This is a genomic window from Myxosarcina sp. GI1 (assembly GCF_000756305.1).
Lineage (GTDB): Bacteria > Cyanobacteriota > Cyanobacteriia > Cyanobacteriales > Xenococcaceae > Myxosarcina.
Genome location: NZ_JRFE01000026.1, coordinates 326656 through 343648, shown reverse-complemented (window position 1 = coordinate 343648; position 16993 = coordinate 326656). Strand labels below are relative to the sequence as shown.

At 39.7% G+C, this 16993-nt stretch carries 18 protein-coding genes and 1 pseudogene; 11 read left to right on the top strand and 8 right to left on the bottom strand.

The window, feature by feature from the left end:
• Positions 1–72 precede the first annotated feature (72 nt).
• Positions 73–912: pseudogene (locus KV40_RS37385) on the top strand (Rpn family recombination-promoting nuclease/putative transposase).
• Between the two features lie 43 nt (positions 913–955).
• On the opposite strand, the gene KV40_RS21845 reads toward KV40_RS37385, so the two are convergent.
• Both KV40_RS21845 and KV40_RS21840 read right to left on the bottom strand, forming a co-directional pair.
• Positions 956–2908: a glycosyltransferase family 39 protein gene (locus tag KV40_RS21845; RefSeq protein ID WP_253274343.1), complete on the bottom strand. Its 1953-nt coding sequence runs from the start codon at positions 2906–2908 to the stop codon at positions 956–958.
• 76 nt (positions 2909–2984) lie between these two features.
• Entirely contained in the window at positions 2985–4631 is a 1647-nt protein-coding gene (locus tag KV40_RS21840) for a hypothetical protein (RefSeq protein WP_036485953.1), read from the bottom strand.
• A 184-nt stretch (positions 4632–4815) separates the two neighbouring features.
• Here KV40_RS21840 and KV40_RS21835 point away from each other — a divergent pair, with 184 nt between their 5' ends.
• On the top strand, positions 4816–5340 hold the full coding sequence (locus tag KV40_RS21835) for a YfbM family protein (RefSeq protein WP_036485951.1): 525 nt from the start codon (positions 4816–4818) through the stop codon (positions 5338–5340).
• 202 nt (positions 5341–5542) lie between these two features.
• On the opposite strand, the gene KV40_RS21830 is transcribed toward KV40_RS21835, so the two are convergent.
• Positions 5543–6004, bottom strand: a complete 462-nt coding sequence (locus KV40_RS21830) for an ABA4-like family protein (protein WP_036485949.1) — start codon at positions 6002–6004, stop codon at positions 5543–5545.
• Positions 6005–6081: 77 nt separating this feature from the next.
• Complete coding sequence (locus KV40_RS21825; protein WP_036485947.1) at positions 6082–7992, bottom strand: SLC13 family permease; 1911 nt, start codon at positions 7990–7992, stop codon at positions 6082–6084.
• Between the two features lie 149 nt (positions 7993–8141).
• On the opposite strand from KV40_RS21825, the gene KV40_RS21820 reads away from it, so the two are divergent.
• Entirely contained in the window at positions 8142–8933 is a 792-nt protein-coding gene (locus KV40_RS21820; RefSeq protein ID WP_036485945.1) for a cAMP-binding protein, read from the top strand.
• A 17-nt stretch (positions 8934–8950) separates the two neighbouring features.
• On the opposite strand, the gene KV40_RS21815 is transcribed toward KV40_RS21820, so the two are convergent.
• Both KV40_RS21815 and KV40_RS21810 read right to left on the bottom strand, forming a co-directional pair.
• The gene (locus tag KV40_RS21815) at positions 8951–9562 is read right to left on the bottom strand and encodes a DUF938 domain-containing protein (RefSeq protein ID WP_036485943.1); all 612 of its coding nucleotides are present in this window, start codon (positions 9560–9562) and stop codon (positions 8951–8953) included.
• A 2-nt stretch (positions 9563–9564) separates the two neighbouring features.
• Entirely contained in the window at positions 9565–9900 is a 336-nt protein-coding gene (locus tag KV40_RS21810; protein ID WP_036485941.1) for a hypothetical protein, read from the bottom strand.
• Positions 9901–9945: 45 nt separating this feature from the next.
• Here KV40_RS21810 and KV40_RS21805 point away from each other — a divergent pair, with 45 nt between their 5' ends.
• The 8 genes from KV40_RS21805 to ispG all read left to right on the top strand — a co-directional run bounded on the left by KV40_RS21805 (position 9946) and on the right by ispG (position 14551).
• Positions 9946–10239, top strand: coding sequence for a DUF6439 family protein (locus KV40_RS21805; RefSeq protein WP_036485939.1), 294 nt, complete (start codon positions 9946–9948; stop codon positions 10237–10239).
• Positions 10240–10352: 113 nt separating this feature from the next.
• The gene (locus tag KV40_RS21800) at positions 10353–10592 is read left to right on the top strand and encodes a hypothetical protein (RefSeq protein ID WP_036485938.1); all 240 of its coding nucleotides are present in this window, start codon (positions 10353–10355) and stop codon (positions 10590–10592) included.
• A 153-nt stretch (positions 10593–10745) separates the two neighbouring features.
• On the top strand, positions 10746–11705 hold the full coding sequence (locus KV40_RS21795; RefSeq protein ID WP_036485936.1) for an orange carotenoid-binding protein: 960 nt from the start codon (positions 10746–10748) through the stop codon (positions 11703–11705).
• A gap of 119 nt (positions 11706–11824) precedes the next feature.
• Positions 11825–12151: a hypothetical protein gene (locus KV40_RS21790; RefSeq protein WP_036485934.1), complete on the top strand. Its 327-nt coding sequence runs from the start codon at positions 11825–11827 to the stop codon at positions 12149–12151.
• Between the two features lie 113 nt (positions 12152–12264).
• On the top strand, positions 12265–12432 hold the full coding sequence (locus KV40_RS37380) for a hypothetical protein (RefSeq protein WP_371260809.1): 168 nt from the start codon (positions 12265–12267) through the stop codon (positions 12430–12432).
• A 22-nt stretch (positions 12433–12454) separates the two neighbouring features.
• Entirely contained in the window at positions 12455–12661 is a 207-nt protein-coding gene (locus KV40_RS21785; RefSeq protein WP_036485932.1) for a hypothetical protein, read from the top strand.
• Positions 12658–13086, top strand: coding sequence for a type II toxin-antitoxin system VapC family toxin (locus KV40_RS21780; RefSeq protein ID WP_036485930.1), 429 nt, complete (start codon positions 12658–12660; stop codon positions 13084–13086). The genes KV40_RS21785 and KV40_RS21780 overlap by 4 nt, the downstream gene beginning before the upstream one ends.
• Positions 13087–13330: 244 nt before the next feature.
• Complete coding sequence (gene ispG, locus KV40_RS21775; protein WP_036485928.1) at positions 13331–14551, top strand: (E)-4-hydroxy-3-methylbut-2-enyl-diphosphate synthase; 1221 nt, start codon at positions 13331–13333, stop codon at positions 14549–14551.
• A 262-nt stretch (positions 14552–14813) separates the two neighbouring features.
• Here ispG and KV40_RS21770 read toward each other — a convergent pair whose 3' ends face one another.
• Together KV40_RS21770 and KV40_RS21765 are read right to left on the bottom strand one after the other, a co-directional pair.
• Entirely contained in the window at positions 14814–16067 is a 1254-nt protein-coding gene (locus KV40_RS21770; RefSeq protein WP_036485926.1) for a DNA cytosine methyltransferase, read from the bottom strand.
• 262 nt (positions 16068–16329) lie between these two features.
• Positions 16330–16764, bottom strand: coding sequence for a DUF4079 domain-containing protein (locus KV40_RS21765; RefSeq protein ID WP_036486057.1), 435 nt, complete (start codon positions 16762–16764; stop codon positions 16330–16332).
• Positions 16765–16993: the final 229 nt, after the last annotated feature.

Below are 16993 nucleotides of genomic sequence, written 5' to 3'. Positions count from 1 at the left end.
TCGCCAAATTGAATGTAGCGTTGCGATCGCTTTGTCAGCTAAACTTAAAGTTATTTATGACAATGCAATGTCTTGAGTTTCGATAACGTCTGTAAATACCTCGCCGAATCATATCCCGTCGCCTTTGCCAATTGGCTAGTTCCAGAAGTAGATGCCGAAGAAGTCCAAGTGCTTAAAACCGAATTAAGTTTAGAACCAATTCGTGCCGACTCGCTAACTTTTCTGAGAACCAGTAACCAAATACTACATTTAGAATTTCAAACCTCAGCCATTTCCGAACCCAGCATTCCCTTTCGGATGCTTGACTATGCCATGCGCCTGAAAAGACAATATCACCTCCCAGTTCGACAAATAGTCATCTTTTTGCAACCGACTACTAATCCCGTTGTCTTTACTGAAGAATATCGAGATGAAACTTCTAGCCATCGTTATCAAGTTATCCGAATGTGGGAACAAAACTCAGAACCGTTTCTAGCTAACTGAGCACTATTACCCCTAGCTACTCTAACTCAAACAGTGTCGCCAACAAGTTTGTTATCGAGAGTGGCAGAAGAAGCAGCTAAAATTGAAGTTAGAGAACAAAGACAAAATATTTTAGGCTGTGCGGGAATTCTAGCAGGTTTGCGTTTTGACGAGGGTTTGATTAGTCAAATATTTCGGGAGGAAGTGATGAAAGAGTCGGTAACTTATCAAGCTATTTTACGTGAAGGTCGTCAACAGGGAATACAACAGGGAAGAGAAAGAGAACTGGCTTTGATTGTGCGTCAGTTGAATAGACGCATCGGTGCAGTTAGTCCTGAAGTACGAGATCGTTTGGAAGATCTGTCTATTGTCCAGCTTGAAGATTTGGGAGAAGCTCTCCTGGACTTTACTACTGAAAGCGATTTGCTCAATTGGCTAGACCGACGATAAGCTAGAAAATCTAACAGTTTAAATAATTGTTTCGGGTTTGTTTTTACAGACACCAACTCTGTCGGGAGGCAGCGTTACCATAAAGCCTACGAGAATTGACTGTTAATAAAGGATCTTCAGAATTATCAGGCAGATTTTTTTCTAGGCGATCGCTAGCATCATTTGGTTGACGCAGAAAGTCGGTAACAAAAACTACGGGGCGATCGCTATTCCAATAAGTCTGTAACTGCTGTTTGGTAATTAAATAAGCAGGAGGCGAACCTGGAAAGCTAGGCGGAAGACGATTTTTACCTCCGTCAGACAAAATTTTAACGGTACGATAGAGGCGATCGCCTGTAGCGGTTTGCCATCCCGCAGGTAAAGAAGTTCTAGCGTTAAATAAATGCTTGCGAAAATAATTTTTATTCTGGTTGAGATAATAGATAATGCCACCTGCTGCGCCAATTTCTCGCGAACCTTCAAAGATCCAGAGAGTATTAACATTCAAACAGGCATCGGCTTGCCGTACTAAAGTCTTGGAAGAACGAACATCTTGATAGATAACAAATCCTTTTACTACGGCAGTGTAGACAATAATCAGGGAGAGAAATAGCGGCAACCAAGCCCAACGATATCTATTTAATATTGCCATCCCCAAACCCAACCAGCCTATAGCCAAAGCGATCGCTACTATTAGCAACAAGTGGTAAATTCTTACGGTAGTGTCAATCTGAGGTAGAAAAGCGATCGCCCCAAGAAAACTCAAGCCAATTAAAACAGCGATCGAGCCATATATAGCTTTTAAAGAAACAAAGTAAGTTACAAACCGCAAAAACAGCGATCGCCTTCTAATTATTTGACGACGAAATAAGCTATGGCGAAAAACTTTTATTGCAGCAATAGGTTTTTTAAAGCTCGTTCTTACGGTAATTCGATCTAGATAGTTTTTACTCCACCATCTGCTACAAAGCATAATGTATGGAGGTATTGCAGGCACACTATAGTAAACCAACCTTGAAGATAGAGGTAAAAATGCCACAATAGGTAAAATAGCTGCGATCGCAATTATCAAAATACCATCGCTACGTTTTCGTTCCCAACTTGAAGCTTTGTTTATCAATCCTCTCCGCCATTCTTGCCAAGTAGAGGTAACAACAGATGGTAAAAATAATATCCAGGGAAAACACCACAAAGCGGTAACTGCTAAATAGCCAGCAATACTTACTTTAGACACTTCGTAATCTGGAGGAAAGCGGCGATCGAGCAGACGATCGAGGTGTTCGTTAACTATAAAATAGCGAATAAAACCTGGATTGTTTTTTTCTACGGCAATAAACCAGGGCAAAACTACAGCTAAGACTATTAATAATCCTGGTAATAAGTGAAGACGTTTTAACTTCCAGTCACGTCGGAGAATAACTAAAATAAAACAGCTACATAAAGGAAATACAATACCAATAAAGCCTTTAGTTAGCAGACACAAACCTAAAAATAGATAAAATCCATAGCTATAAAAACGAGATTGAGTAGCGTATAGCGATCGCCACAAACAATAATAACTAGCCAGCAGTAAAGTTCCGAGTAAAACATCGATTAGTATCTGGTGAGTAAATAAAAACCAACCTAAAGTTACCGACAGCATTAAAGCCGTAAGCCGACTCGCATCAATTCCCCATAGCTGTCTCGTCCATTTCCAGGCAATAATTATGCCTAACCAACCAGCTAAAGCCATAGGTAAACGCGCCGCAAACTCAGTAGTACCAAAAAGGCGAGTAGAAATCGCAATCAGCCAATATAGCAGAGGTGGCTTGTTGAGATATGGTGCGCCATTGAGATGAGGCGTTATCCAGTCACCACGCAACACCATCTCTTTGCCAACCATAGCAAAATGACCTTCATGAGGTTCGTATAAGCCATAGTCGCCAATTCCTAATAGGATGATGATTAGTGTTAGTAACAGCAGCGATAAATCGAACCACAGGATGCGATCGATTGCCGACTTTACCCGAACGCCCAACAAACTTTTATTTAGCAGATTCCGAACAAGTTGTATTCCTCAGCAAGTATACATAATTTGCAATAGTATCGTCTAATCAAATCTTGCTCTTTAGACATTTGGCGTTTAATAAAATTGATTTATCGTCTTCAAATACGCGACATTCTTTAAATTCTGTCAGTAATATTGGTTGAGTATCGGATCGTAAAAAAGCAATCGCCCTTTTTGCTGGTAGTAGAAACTGCATCAACCAATTATTGTTTTGTAGATATCTAACCGTAAACGCATCGCGATCTAATAGCCATAAGTCTATATCGTATAGGTCAATAAAAGATTCGATTTTTTCTAAATTATCAGTATATTGTGCCGTAATTAAAGCTTCAGTTCGCTGACGAATTTGTCGATAATAATCTAAATGATAGGGAATGCTATATTCTGCTGCCGTTAAAACCGATCGCTCTGCTAAACTAGGTATAAAATTTGCTTCTTCACTTAAAGATGCGATTAAAATATCTTTAGGCTGTTGCTGCAAAAAACGATAGAGTTGCGAAGAATTTCCTGTAACATAACCGAGTCGATAAGAATATTTTTGTACTGCATAGGTGGGATATAAAAGTATACAAAATGTAATAATAGTAATTACTGATTTTAATATGCGTTGATGTTTGGTAAGACGTATAAAAATAGCATTTAAAACTACTGCGATCGCTATACCATCTATTAAAGCAATTAATATTCTCAAACTATGCTGAGAATAGCGACTTGGTAAGTGCAGCTTAAATAAAAATAAATGCGCCAAGGCAAACATAATCAAAGCCGCTAAAAATATTTGCCAAACAATTTTTATATTTTTATTTATCTTAGTTACTAAAGGAAACTGCTGCGGAAAAAGTTTTAAAATTGGCAAACACAAACCAAAAGAACACAACAAAACATACTGCCATTCGTGAGGAAAAAAACCGCTTCTTGGGGCATATAGCCAAAATGCTACGGGATTATTAACAAAAAACTCATTCCTACCGTCTGGATAGAATTCTGGCAAGGTTTTCGCTGTTGCCAAACTTATAACATCACCGTATTCCAATGTTTGTAAGGCATAAATTCCTAGTATTACCATCGCAACTAATAAACCTGTAAAATAAAACCAGCGATAGGAACGCTCGCGCCAAAAATTAATCGCTAAGATTACTACAGCAATTAAAACAACTTGTGGATAGAACAATCCTTGTAAAAGAATGAATAAATAAGTTAAATAGCTGCGACGTAACAAATAATAAATAAATCCGACAAACAAAGGATAAAAAAAAGCTCTAGGCGTACCAGAGGACAAATCGTCTAGCATCCACAAATTTTGATTTAACAATAGAGTTGCAATAAATCCAGAAAACGGAACAGGAAATATTTCTAAGCAAACTAAAAATAAATGAACTGTAGTAATTACAGCAATAATTACGGGCAAAATTTTACTAAATAAAAAAGGTTTGATACCTAATATATTTACTATTTGGTACAAAACTTTATAGCCCCAAGGGGCAACAGAACTAAAATAATCAGCGATTAAATCTTGTCTAAATAAATCTGGATCGCTAAATTGCTGTATCCAAAAAACATGCTGTCGCGCATCATCTTGAATAGTGTAAGGCTGAAAAGCTAGCTTTAATCCAGATAAACTAAATAATAATGCTGCTGCAATACTTGCCCCTAACCAGAAATTTAATTTAGATTTAAAAATAAATAACAGCATAATTTACTTAATTTATAGCTATTAAACTAATAAAATTAGAGTGAAAAACTAAATCTATTGACCTTTTTGAAATTATGGATCTTAGTCTTTATTAAAAACTATAAAAGTTAGCAACTCATAATTTTACTATTTCAATTCATAATTCATACTGAATATACAGCAAATAGCGAAAAATAGAACGAATATGGGAATTGAAGTTAAATATGTACGTATCGATTTAGAAAATATCGCTCGATTAACATCTCATCCTTTTGGATTAGACATAAAAGATTTTGACGAATATATAGCTTTTTCTGACGACCTTGTTTGTAGTGACTACTATTTAAATATTGGTAAAGATTGGCAAGCAATCCATTTTCTTCTTACAGGAGAAGCAGCTAGGGATAGAACTAATACTTCACCACCTCTTAGCAATGTAGTTTTGGGCGGTACTGAAACCGAATATCAAACAGACTATGGAAAAGTTCGTTACTTAAAACCAAATGAAGTCAAAGAAGTCGTTGAAGCTCTAGAGCAAATTACACTCAATGATTTGCGATCGCATTTTTCACCCGAAGCTTTCAATGCTGCAAGAATTTATCCCAATCCTCAGCCTGGAGGTTGGACAATAGAAGAATTAGAATCTCTTTTGACTACATACGTTCTGTTGGTAGAGTTTTTCAAAGAAGCAGCAAAACAAAACAATTTTATATTTATTTCTCCAGGCTAAATTTTTAGAGAATCAGTGACTTTGCATATAGCGTTTATCAAATAAGTGAGATACAAATTTACGTTATTTCAGCCTACGGTAAACCAGAGTTTTGACCCACTCTAACAGCAAAGAGTTAAGAAAAAAAACTTACCTTTGAAAAGGGTTCTGAACTGAGTTTAAAGTAGTCACTCAATCAAAGCAGACTTGAATTTTACCGAGACTAAGATGTTGCCGCGTCGGTAGTAGTTTCAGAGTTTAACTTAACATCATTTTGTTTGCTGAAGCTAGCGGTAATAATATGGGATAACAGTCCTACAGGACCTGCAAATAAACATAGTATCAAAGAGTGAATCGTCCAGATGCTTTTTTCTTGTCCCTGCCAATAAATCCAGCGTCCAACGAATAAATCCATAACGATAAAGTGAACCCAACCTGCGGCGGCAGCAGTTTCTTCCGAGAAAAAACGAGCGATATCTGGCAGCTGGGGATTAGCTATAGCTTGTGCCGACTCGCCATCGATAGTAACTATTAAAAAGTAAACATACAAGCCAATTAAAGGAACGAATAGTAAATAAGACTGCATGACCTTTTTAGTAACGTTCCAGTTTGGCAATAAAATCATTAACGTCCAAAAAGGCAGAGCAAAAAGATTGGCAAAAGTAAACAGTTGGGTAGAAGTCACGAGCGAATGATAGTAAACAATACAAAAGAGGAAGATTTGAGTTTATCTTCCTCTATCTAATTTAAAGTAAAGACGAACTAAAAGGGATAGATCAGCGGCGTTATACTTACCGTCACTATCCAAAATAAAATATTTAGCGGAATGCCGACGCGCATGAAATCGGTAAACTTGTATCCCCCAGGACCATAAACCATTAAATTAGTTTGATAGCCGATAGGAGTGGCAAAACTCGCCGAGGCACCAATCATTATGGCGATCGCAAACGGCATAAATTCGACTCCCAAGTTTTTAGAAACAGCTAAAGCAATGGGAAACACTAAAGCAGCGGCGGCGTTATTGGTAATTATTTCGGTAAAGAAAGAAGTAATGCCGTAAATTATTGCCAGAGCCAGCCAGGGATTATCCCCAGAAAAGCCAATCAAGGTTGAGGCGATCGCTCCTGCCGCACCAGTAGATTCTAATGCCGTACCAATACTCAAAGCCGCCGCAATTACCAGTAATACCGACCATTCAATGTTCTGCATGGCTTTGACGGGAGAACAGCATTTAGTAACTAGCATAATAACTGCCGCTAACACCGCCGCTTTTAACATACTCATCCAGCCAGTTGCCGCCAGAACTACCATAATAACTAATATGGCGATCGCCAGAGGAGCTTTTTCGTGACGTAAAGGTTCGGAGTCGGGTATGCCGTCAATTAAATAGAAATCTTGAGAAACGCGCTGTCGGGAAATAAATGCCGGATTGGCTTCTAGTAATAAAGTATCCCCAGCTAACAAGCGAATATCACCGAGTTTACCCTGTAGTCTTTCACCGTTACGCGCTGCGGCAACTACAACCGCATTGTAGCGAGTACGAAACTTGCCTTCGCGTATAGTTTTACCAACTAAGGGACAGCTATTAGAAACAACGGCTTTGATTAGACTTCTCTGGGAACGAGGGGTTTTGAGTTTAAATACTTCATCTGTACCAGGCTGCAAACCTTTAAGTCGATGCAAATCTACAATTGAATTTATCGCTCCCACAAATACTAATTGGTCGTTAGCTCTTAAAACTTCTTGCGGACTTACCGCAGGAATGATGAAGCGATCGCGAACGATCTCAATTAAATATAGTTCTGGTAGATGGCGCAAACCTGCCCCTTCGATAGTTTTACCAATCATAGGACTATCGGGAGCAACCATCATTTCAGTGGTGTATTGAACTGACGAACTATCATCATTTAAATCTAGTGCAGGTTGGCGGTTGGGTAATAGCCAGCGATGAGTCAGAAATAAAAAGCTCGCTCCTGCAAGCGCACAGGGCAATCCCACCCAGGCAATATCGAATAGCTTAAGACTAGCTCCACCCGCAGAAATTATCAATCCGTTTACAACTAAGTTAGTACTGGTACCGATTAAAGTACAAATTCCCCCAAAAATTGCTGCATAACTGAGGGGAATCATTAGTTTGGAAGGACTTATCTTTAATTTCCGCGACCAGTCGCTAACTACAGGAATAAACATCGCTACGACTGGAGTGTTATTTAAAAATGCACTCATGCCGATTACAGGAGCCATTAGCCGCAGTAAAGCTTTATTTTGTCCTTTAGGAAGACCCAAAATTGTTTGTGAAATCCAAGTCAGTCCGCCAGTTTGCTGCAAACCTGTCACTACCAGATACAGCACTGCAACTGTAATCATTCCAGAGTTACTAAATCCTTCTAAAGCAGCTTCCTCTTCCAAAATACCAGTGGTAAATAAAACCGCCGTACCGCCAAGAAAAACTATTTCTGGAGGAATGGAAGTTATAGCATTGAGCAGAAAAACACTAAAGGTGATTGCAATTGTCAGCCAACCCTGCCAGCCAAGTTTAGCTAGAGAAGATTGGGCAAGATAAGGAACTGCGGCGATCGCTATACTTATAGCGATGCCTAAAAACATTAACACCAACCATTGTTTTTTATTCCTGGGGGCAAGCGATCGCGCCAAACTTCTTCTAGCTTCCATACAACACCTGTAAAATAACCCAACCTAATTGAGATTGCATCAAAGTATATCACACAAAAATTGAAGATGTTTTGTATTTTAATTCAAATTTTAATGAACTTCACTCGTAGTTAAATGTCAATATATATATATAGCCGAACTAACTTACCATGAGCGATCTAACCCAAGACTCGAAACTTGCTTTAATTGAGTCTCTAACTAAAAACAATTTTTTGTTTCGAGGACTAGATCCTAATTTATTAAGCGACTACCTCAATTCAACTCCACCAATTTTAGAAAAGCTCTACTCCAATCGTCCAATTTTTACTGCTTTTCGCCCCGATATTTCACTCGAATATCTTTATGTCACCATTGAAGGCGGTCCAATTATCGTTCGCAGCACTCCTTTAGATCGCATTATTTCCATAACTTATGCAGGAAGCTGTTTTGGCATGCGTAATTTGCCTTTTAGTTTTGGCAATGTCTCCCGCGCCTTTCCCAGTCTAGTTGAAGCGTATAAAACAGCAGATGTAGCAAAGATTCCTTTATCAGTCATTCGAGATTTGTACGATAATAGCGAGATGTTTCGCGATCGCTACGGACTATTATTTGAACTAGAAGAAAAATTTCAGTACCACTTACTCAACTGCAGTACCTATCCTCCTCAAGCTGTAGCTGCACTGCTTAGAGCCTTAATCTATCAAGAACGGGAATTAGGCAATCAACCTCAGAGTAACGGTAATTTTTGCTTCGATTTACCCGTAGATGTAATTGCTAAAGCCTGTCAGTTAAATCATCGTACTGTAGAGCAGGTTATTAAGGGTATGAAGAAAGTTGGCTTGCTCAAAACCAGTAAATCATCAGACGTAAGCGGCGATTTGATTTACGTAATCAACCCCGAAGAATTAAAAGAAGTTTACGGCGCAACTCGCGATAAAGTTTCCTGGTGGCCATTACGTTAACAGTAAACAATAGGCAATTAACTTTTACTAAAAACAACTGAAAAGTTATTAGCAGGCATTGGTACGATCTCTTGTAAATCTAAACCCGACGATCTAGCAATTTTTGCCACATCTTCTAAATTCCTTACACCCCATTCTTTACTGCGATCGCGTAAAGCTTCGTCAAAACTGGCATTACTAGGTGCTGTATGTTCGCCATGACGTTTAAAAGGTCCGTATAAATAAAGAATACCTTCAGAAGGAAGAATTCTTCCCGCACCTGCCAGCAATCCCAGACAAGACTGCCAGGGAGAAATATGAATCATATTAATATTAACGATCGCCTTAACTGCCATATCTAAATCTTCAATTGCCCAATAAGAATCCCTGGCATCGATATCTAAAGGAGGGTGTAAATTATCTACACTAGTCTCCTGCTGCCAAGCAATAATACTGTCTTTTAGTATGGGTTCGTACTCACTCGGTATCCAGAGACGGGGAGCAAAATGAGGCGCGAAGAAAACCCCGTGTTCTCCCGTACCGCTGGCTATTTCTAAAATATTCCCGTCGGCAGGTAAAACTCGCAACAGTACTTCTAAAATTGGTTCGCGGTTGCGTTGGGTAGCAGGTGCGTATTTCTTTGCATCCATAGTTAGTAAAGAGAATTTAGCAGCCAACCAATTAAAATTCCTAAGAAAACAAATCTCACTACCTGCCAAAACAGATCGGGTAGCAAACAACTTTCTAATTTAAAATCTAACTCTTCTAGTTCTTGTTGAATATGACGTAACTCTGTTTTAAGAGGTCGATCGCCCGATTGCTGCTGTTGTTTTAAAGCTTGTTTCTGTTTGACTAGTTGCGTTTGCCGCTCTACATCTTGTTTGATTTGAGAATGACGTTGCTTTAACTGGAGAAGCGATTGCTCTACTTCTAGCAACACGGTTTCTAATTCGTTATCTTTGGCGGGAGTAGTTTCTGGAGACGACATCTTAGAATTAACAGTAAAGCCGAAAAGACTATTCGATATTAACTCATGTCTCCTACAACTCCCCGATCTAAAACCGATTTACTAGCAGAATTAAGTGAAGTAGAACTAGCTCAAGCTTTAGCCAGCAAAAGTGCGATCGCTCACCAAGATTGGCATCGCCTCAAAGGTAATCGTCAGGCACAGGCAAAACAACAGTTAGCTTCAGCATTAGTTTTTTTAATTAAGGGACAGCCAGAAACTGCCTTAATTCATTTGAAACAGGCTTTGGGTTGGCTAGAAGGTTCATTAGCTTCTCCTCCCTGTCCAGATCGGCAGAAAAGAGAGAAAAAAAATTCATAGGCTTTAGGCTTTAGGAAAAAGACATTTAGCATTTAATAATGTTCGATGTTCGATGTTCGATGGTCAATGGTCAATGTTTCCTGCCACTAACTACTAACTACTAACTACTATCTATGCAACCTCAATTTTTATCTCCAGAAGAATCAGCAGATGTCGATGCAGCTTTGTTATCCAATTCGGAAAAATTTCTCACTCGTTTGACTATTTCCTCTCTAAGACTGCTGACAATTATCGCTAAAGATACTGGCGTAGCAGTAGAAGAACTAACTCCCAAACAAGTAATCACTTGGATGGAAAACGATTCTAAGGTAAGACGCGAACAGGGTATTGATGCGGCGGTGTTGAAATGGTAAAGGCGCGATCGCCAAAGGCTTATCGCTACTATTGAATAAACTTATTAAGAATTGTTACAAAATAGTGTTAACATAAAATTGTTAAAGTTTTGAGACTTTGTTACAAGACTTAACAACAGACAACAACGTTTAATAACAATCAGAGGTAGCTTTATGCCATTTACCATTGAATCAGCACGTAACATCTTCTCTAACACGATGTCAGCCGATGCAGTACCCGCAACTATTGCCAGATTCAATCAATTGAGTGCTGAAGATCGCCTGGCACTCATCTGGTTTGCATATTTAGAGATGGGTAAAAGTATTACCGTAGCTGCGCCTGGGGCGGCAAGTATGCAGTTTGCCGAACCGACTCTCAACGAAATCAAAAAAATGAGTTTTCAAGAGCAATCTCAGGTAATGTGCGACCTTGCTAATAATGCTGATACTCCTATCTGTCGCACCTATGCTACCTGGTCGCCGAACATCAAGCTAGGTTTCTGGTTTCAGTTGGGAGAATTGATGGAAAAAGGAGTAGTCGCCCCTATTCCCAAAGGCTATAAGCTTTCTGCTAATGCTAATGCGGTATTATCTACAATTCAACAGTTAGAATCGGGGCAACAAATCACGGTTCTACGTAACTGTGTAGTAAACATGGGATTCGACTCCGACAAATTAGGTGAATACGACAGAGTTAGCGAACCAGTCGCGCCACCTAAAGATATGTCACAGCGCACTGAGGTTGCTATTTCGGGAGTCACCAATCCCACCGTTCTTAAATACATGAATCTTTTAAACGCTAATGATTTTGATGCTTTGATCGAATTATTCGCACCAGACGGTGCCTTACAGCCTCCTTTCCGTAGACCAATTGTCGGTAAAGAGGCAGTTCTCAGATTTTTTAGAGAAGAGTGTCAAAACCTCAAACTAATTCCCGAACGCGGTGTTTCCGAACCCGCAGAAGAAGGCTACACTCAAATTAAAGTTACTGGTAACGTGCAAACTCCCTGGTTTGGTGCTGGTGTTGGTATGAATATTGCTTGGAGATTTTTACTTAATTCGGAAAATAAAATTTTCTTTGTCGCGATCGATTTACTGGCATCTCCCAAAGAATTAATGAATTTCGCTCGCTAAAAACGTAAAAAAACTAAAAACATTAATTGAAGAACTCTCCTAAATGAGAGAGTTCTCTTTTTTTTGCGTTAAAATACTAATTTAGATAACAAAAGTTTACAAGGATCTCAGAATAGACGATGCAAGCAACTAATCTTAGTTGGTCTCAAACAGAACATAATATAGCTAAATCTGCCTTCGACAAAGCCTATAAAAGAGAAACCGACTTTATTCTCCAGGCAGTTCGGCAAGAAGCCAGCAAGATTACCGAACTTCAAGATCTATGGCAGATGAACGATTATTTAAGTGCTAGAAGACACGATCTTGAAGGCAAGTACGATTTTGATGAATCTAGTCTGGTCTTTACCTTTGCCAATCTGATTAAAGAAGAGTGGCTAAAAATTGAGGAATTAGAGGGTTTAGCGGCAGAGAAGTTAGCCAAAATCTCTATGCTGTCTAAGATGTAAAGGATCGATCTCAGCTGTGACCCGATCGCACAACTAATTCAAAAACTTTTCGAGCAATCTAAACACAGTTAATTTTAGAAAAGCTGTAATGAGTTCGGTTGATTACGAAGCTAATGTGCGCTCGCGAATTAAGACATTATTTTCATCTTCATCGAAACAATAATGCTGCATTCCAGACATACTTAGCAAAGCGCAGAAAGCGATCGCATTCTATAATTACTGCGATTGAAAATCCAGACTTTGACGATAAAACTTTGATACTTTTTCTAACTTTGAGATAGCTTATACTTTAAAGAAAAGTCCATGCTGGATAAAACAAGACTCGAACAACGTTTGATAACTCTCGAACAGGCGGTTTCGGAACTTCAACAAAAGGTTGAGACTAAGCCTACTTCTGAAAACTGGTTGGAAAAACTCACTGGCTCAATTTCTGATGAAGCCGCTTTTCTCGAATCCTTAGAATATGGGCGTGCTTTCCGTCAAGTCGATCGAAGTGACGAACAATCTTGAGGTATCTGTTCGACACCGACCACATTAGTTTGCTACAGCGTCGATCGGGGATAGAATTTACTCGTTTAACTATTCGGATAGGTCAATACTCCTCAGCAGATTTTGCTTTGTCTATTGTCAGTTTTCACGAGCAGGTGCTTGGTGCCCACAACTTCATTAACCGCGCTCGGACAAATATAGATACAATTCGCGGCTACACTCTACTATTAGAAATCCTTCAAGGATTTGCGTCAGCTCCTGTTTTGCCGTTTGATGCTGAAGCGAGCGCTATCTTTGATAAGTTTAGAGGGCAAAGAGTTCGAGTGTCTACGATGGATTTAAGAATTGCAGCGATCGCCATGTCTCGTAACTTAGTGTTGTTGACTCGTAACGTCAGCGATTTCAGCAAAGTTCCAGAATTAGTTACAGAAGATTGGACGACGTAAGCCTAACTATATTGTTAGACAAAAATTTTCTTAATATTTATTTTGTAAAACATAATATCAAGAATTATTCCAACTAATATTTTTTATTGGAACGAATTCTAAATGGACGTTTTATTCACATTTCTCAAAATTAACTACAATTGTGTTTCTTTCCACTATAATGTTTTCCTGATGGGAAATGGTGAAAGATTTGAATTTACAATAAGAACTACGAATCGATTTACTATAAAAACCGTTAATACTCATGCAAACACTGGATAATCCCAATCTCGCTAGCACTCCAGCAGCGTTTGACACTACAATTCATCGACGCAAAACTCGTCCTGTAAAGGTAGGAGACATTACCATTGGCGGTAACAATCCCGTAGTGGTTCAGTCGATGATCAATGAAGATACGTTAGATATTGATGCTTCTGTGGCTGCAATTCGCCGTCTGCATGAAATTGGCTGTGAAATCGTGCGGGTAACTGTGCCGAGTATGGCACACGCTAAAGCTCTAGCTACCATCAAACAAAAGCTGAAGCAAACCTACCAAAATGTTCCTCTAGTTGCCGACGTGCATCACAACGGCATGAAAATTGCTTTAGAAGTTGCCAAGCACGTTGATAAAGTACGGATTAATCCAGGATTATACGTCTTTGAAAAACCCAAGGGCGATCGCACCGAGTATAGCAAGACAGAATTTGAAGAAATTGGCGATAAAATCAAAGCAACCCTCGAACCGTTGGTTGTTTCCCTCCGCGATCAAAATAAGGCAATGCGAATCGGGGTCAATCATGGTTCTCTCGCCGAACGAATGCTGTTTACCTACGGCGACACCCCAGAAGGGATGGTGGAGTCGGCATTAGAGTTTATCCAAATTTGCCAATCTTTAGATTTTTATAATATAGTTATTTCTCTTAAAGCTTCTCGCGTTCCCGTAATGCTGGCAGCATATCGCCTGATGGTCAAACGGATGAATGAATTGGGTATGGATTATCCCCTACATTTGGGAGTTACTGAAGCGGGTGATGGGGAATACGGCAGAATTAAATCTACAGCAGGAATTGGCACGTTACTAGCCCAGGGAATTGGCGATACCATTCGCGTCTCTCTTACCGAATCTCCCGAAAAAGAAATTCCCGTTTGCTACAGTATTTTGCAAGCTTTAGGACTGCGGAAAACGATGGTAGAATACGTCGCTTGTCCTTCCTGCGGACGCACATTGTTTAATTTAGAAGACGTTTTGCACGAGGTGCGTGAAGCAACCAAACACCTCACAGGTTTGGATATTGCCGTTATGGGTTGCATCGTCAATGGTCCTGGGGAAATGGCGGATGCTGACTATGGCTACGTGGGCAAGCAACCAGGATATATCTCACTGTATCGCGGTCGAGAAGAAATAAAAAAAGTTCCTGAAGATCGGGGTGTAGAAGAATTGATTAACTTGATTAAAGCCGACGGACGCTGGAACGATCCTGAATAATTTGTAGGGCGATCGCACTTACTATTAAAAAGTGCGATCGCTAAAGTAACAAGAGGTAGATCGATAATCTACCTTCTAGATTTATAGGGTTTTTCAAGAATTTTAATCTAGTTGACTTTATTAACAAAATCGCTGACAACACTTACAAATTTTGAAGTAGATTCATAAGGAAGCTCGATAAACTGACGACCATGGGCACAACGATAGAACAGATTACCCAAACCGACTGGTGAGTTAAATAATAGATTCCATAACAATTTTTTTAATAGTTACACAAAATTTGCCAATATTTAGCTGCTTGTTTCATATTCATTGTCAATAGTTTGCGATCGCCCAAATCCAAGACATCATTAGGAATGCTGGGGGTAATATCCAAACATTTCATAATTTCGACCCCAATTGCCCTGGCTACTGGAGGCGGCACCGAATTACCTATCTGCCTGGCTCCATGCCATTTGGTAGCGTGAAACTGAAAACAATCCCAAAAACCATGAAGTCTTGCCATTTCTCTGACAGAAATACAGCGAGGACTACTATAGTGAATTGGACGAGGGCTGGTATGTGCGCCGCGTTTGGCATCCGTTCCCGCTCTCAGGGTATTGGCTACGCGATCGGGATGAAGTTTGAAAAAGCGGGAGATCGGCTCTATTTTACCTGCTGCCGTTGCCTGAAATCTATTACGTGAATTAGCAGAATGATTGGTTCTACGGCTACTAGTTAATAAATTTGGGTTCCAACGTCGTTTATAGGCAAAATACCAGGAATCATCGCTCAAACATCTTATTCTTTGCCCGTAACTGCTTAATTGTCCCCAAGTCGCCGTTTCTACACAGTCGCCATATAGTAAATCTTCAAAGCTTTCTAGTTCTGGCAGATCGTCGAGAGCTTCTTTGCAAGTAGGTGTGAGAGGTAAGTCAACTAGCCGATCGCAGCAGTTACTAGATAGTTTTGTCAATGGCTTGGGATATTGAGGCAGGGGCAATCCCTTTTTAGAACCAAGTAAAAATAATCTTTCTCGCTTTTGTGGCACTCCGTAATGAGCGGCATTGAGAACCTTCCATGGTTTACGAATAGAGTAGCCGTATGACTCGAAAGCGGCAATTAATTCTTCTAAAAAATATTTATGTCTGCCTAAAGTAAAACCTTTAACGTTTTCAAACACAAAATAAGCAGGCTGAAGTTCGATAACTATTCTGAAAAAATCTTTGACCAAATAATTTCTCGGATCGTCTAAAGCACGTTTGCCAATTAAAGAATAGCCCTGACAGGGCGCACCACCACAAACTAAATCTATTGGGCGATCGCCAATACCAGAACGGGTACGAAGCTCACCTCCCGTTAACTCAGTTATCGAACGAGGTATTACCGCACAGGCAGGAAAATTATATTTGTGAACGGCTGCATGAACTGGATCGATTTCTACAGCCAGTTTAATATCGAAGCCAGCCTGCTCGAAACCCAGGCTAAAACCACCTACACCTGCAAATAGATCGACGGCGATCGGTCTTTCTACCATATTTACGCTCGAAATTAATAGTCAATTGCTGTAGACGAGATGAATGAGAAAACTCAAATCAACTCGCTCTGTACCCGTTGCGATCGCTATTCTTCATCTAATTTTGATTCGATTGTAAAGCAATTATAGCCGCGATTGGTAATATTAGGGCATTATGAGCAACTTTTCAATGAGCAATTAGCAATTATCACTGTTTACTGTTTACTGTTTATTGATACAGAGGCTTCAAACGGAATTAAATAATTATCAATTATCAATTGTCCTATAAATATTTTTGCACTACTTCCCAGCCAGTAAGAGAAACCCAAACCAAGCCGATAAATAACACTAAATTGCTGCTAATGTGGAGCGATCGCGCCCAGCTAGCTCCTGCCTCAATCTGCATCGCACTCCAGGCAGATAGCAAGACTAAACCTACTACAAATATTCCCGCCCATAAATGATTAGAATGTCCCAGACTGCCATAGTAACCAACAGTACCAACCACTCCAATTGCTAGTAGTAACAGCACCAGAAAGACTATGACTACTCCCAGCCACCAGTGAACTGTACCCAGCCATAAAGGACGACCAATTTTTGAGGCTCGACTGTAAAACAACCAACTGCCAGAAAACAGTAGTAAGCTATAGGCTAAAATCGCACCACCCATAGACCAGGCGGCAATTTTCCACAGCCATAAAAACGAAGGTAAGTCCAAACTCAGTCCCCACAATTGCTGTTGACGAAGTTAGAAGCAACTCTGCATTATAAAAGTAGCAATTTTAACATCAAAATACATTCGAGCAGTATTTGCGCTAAACGCTATTTTCTGAAGCGACGCTCTATTTTATAACGAAGTTTCTCCAACTTTCTATCAGTATAAACAACGAGGTAACTCTCCACACTCACCCCACTAATAAACCTTTATTTTGACTCCGCCGCGATCG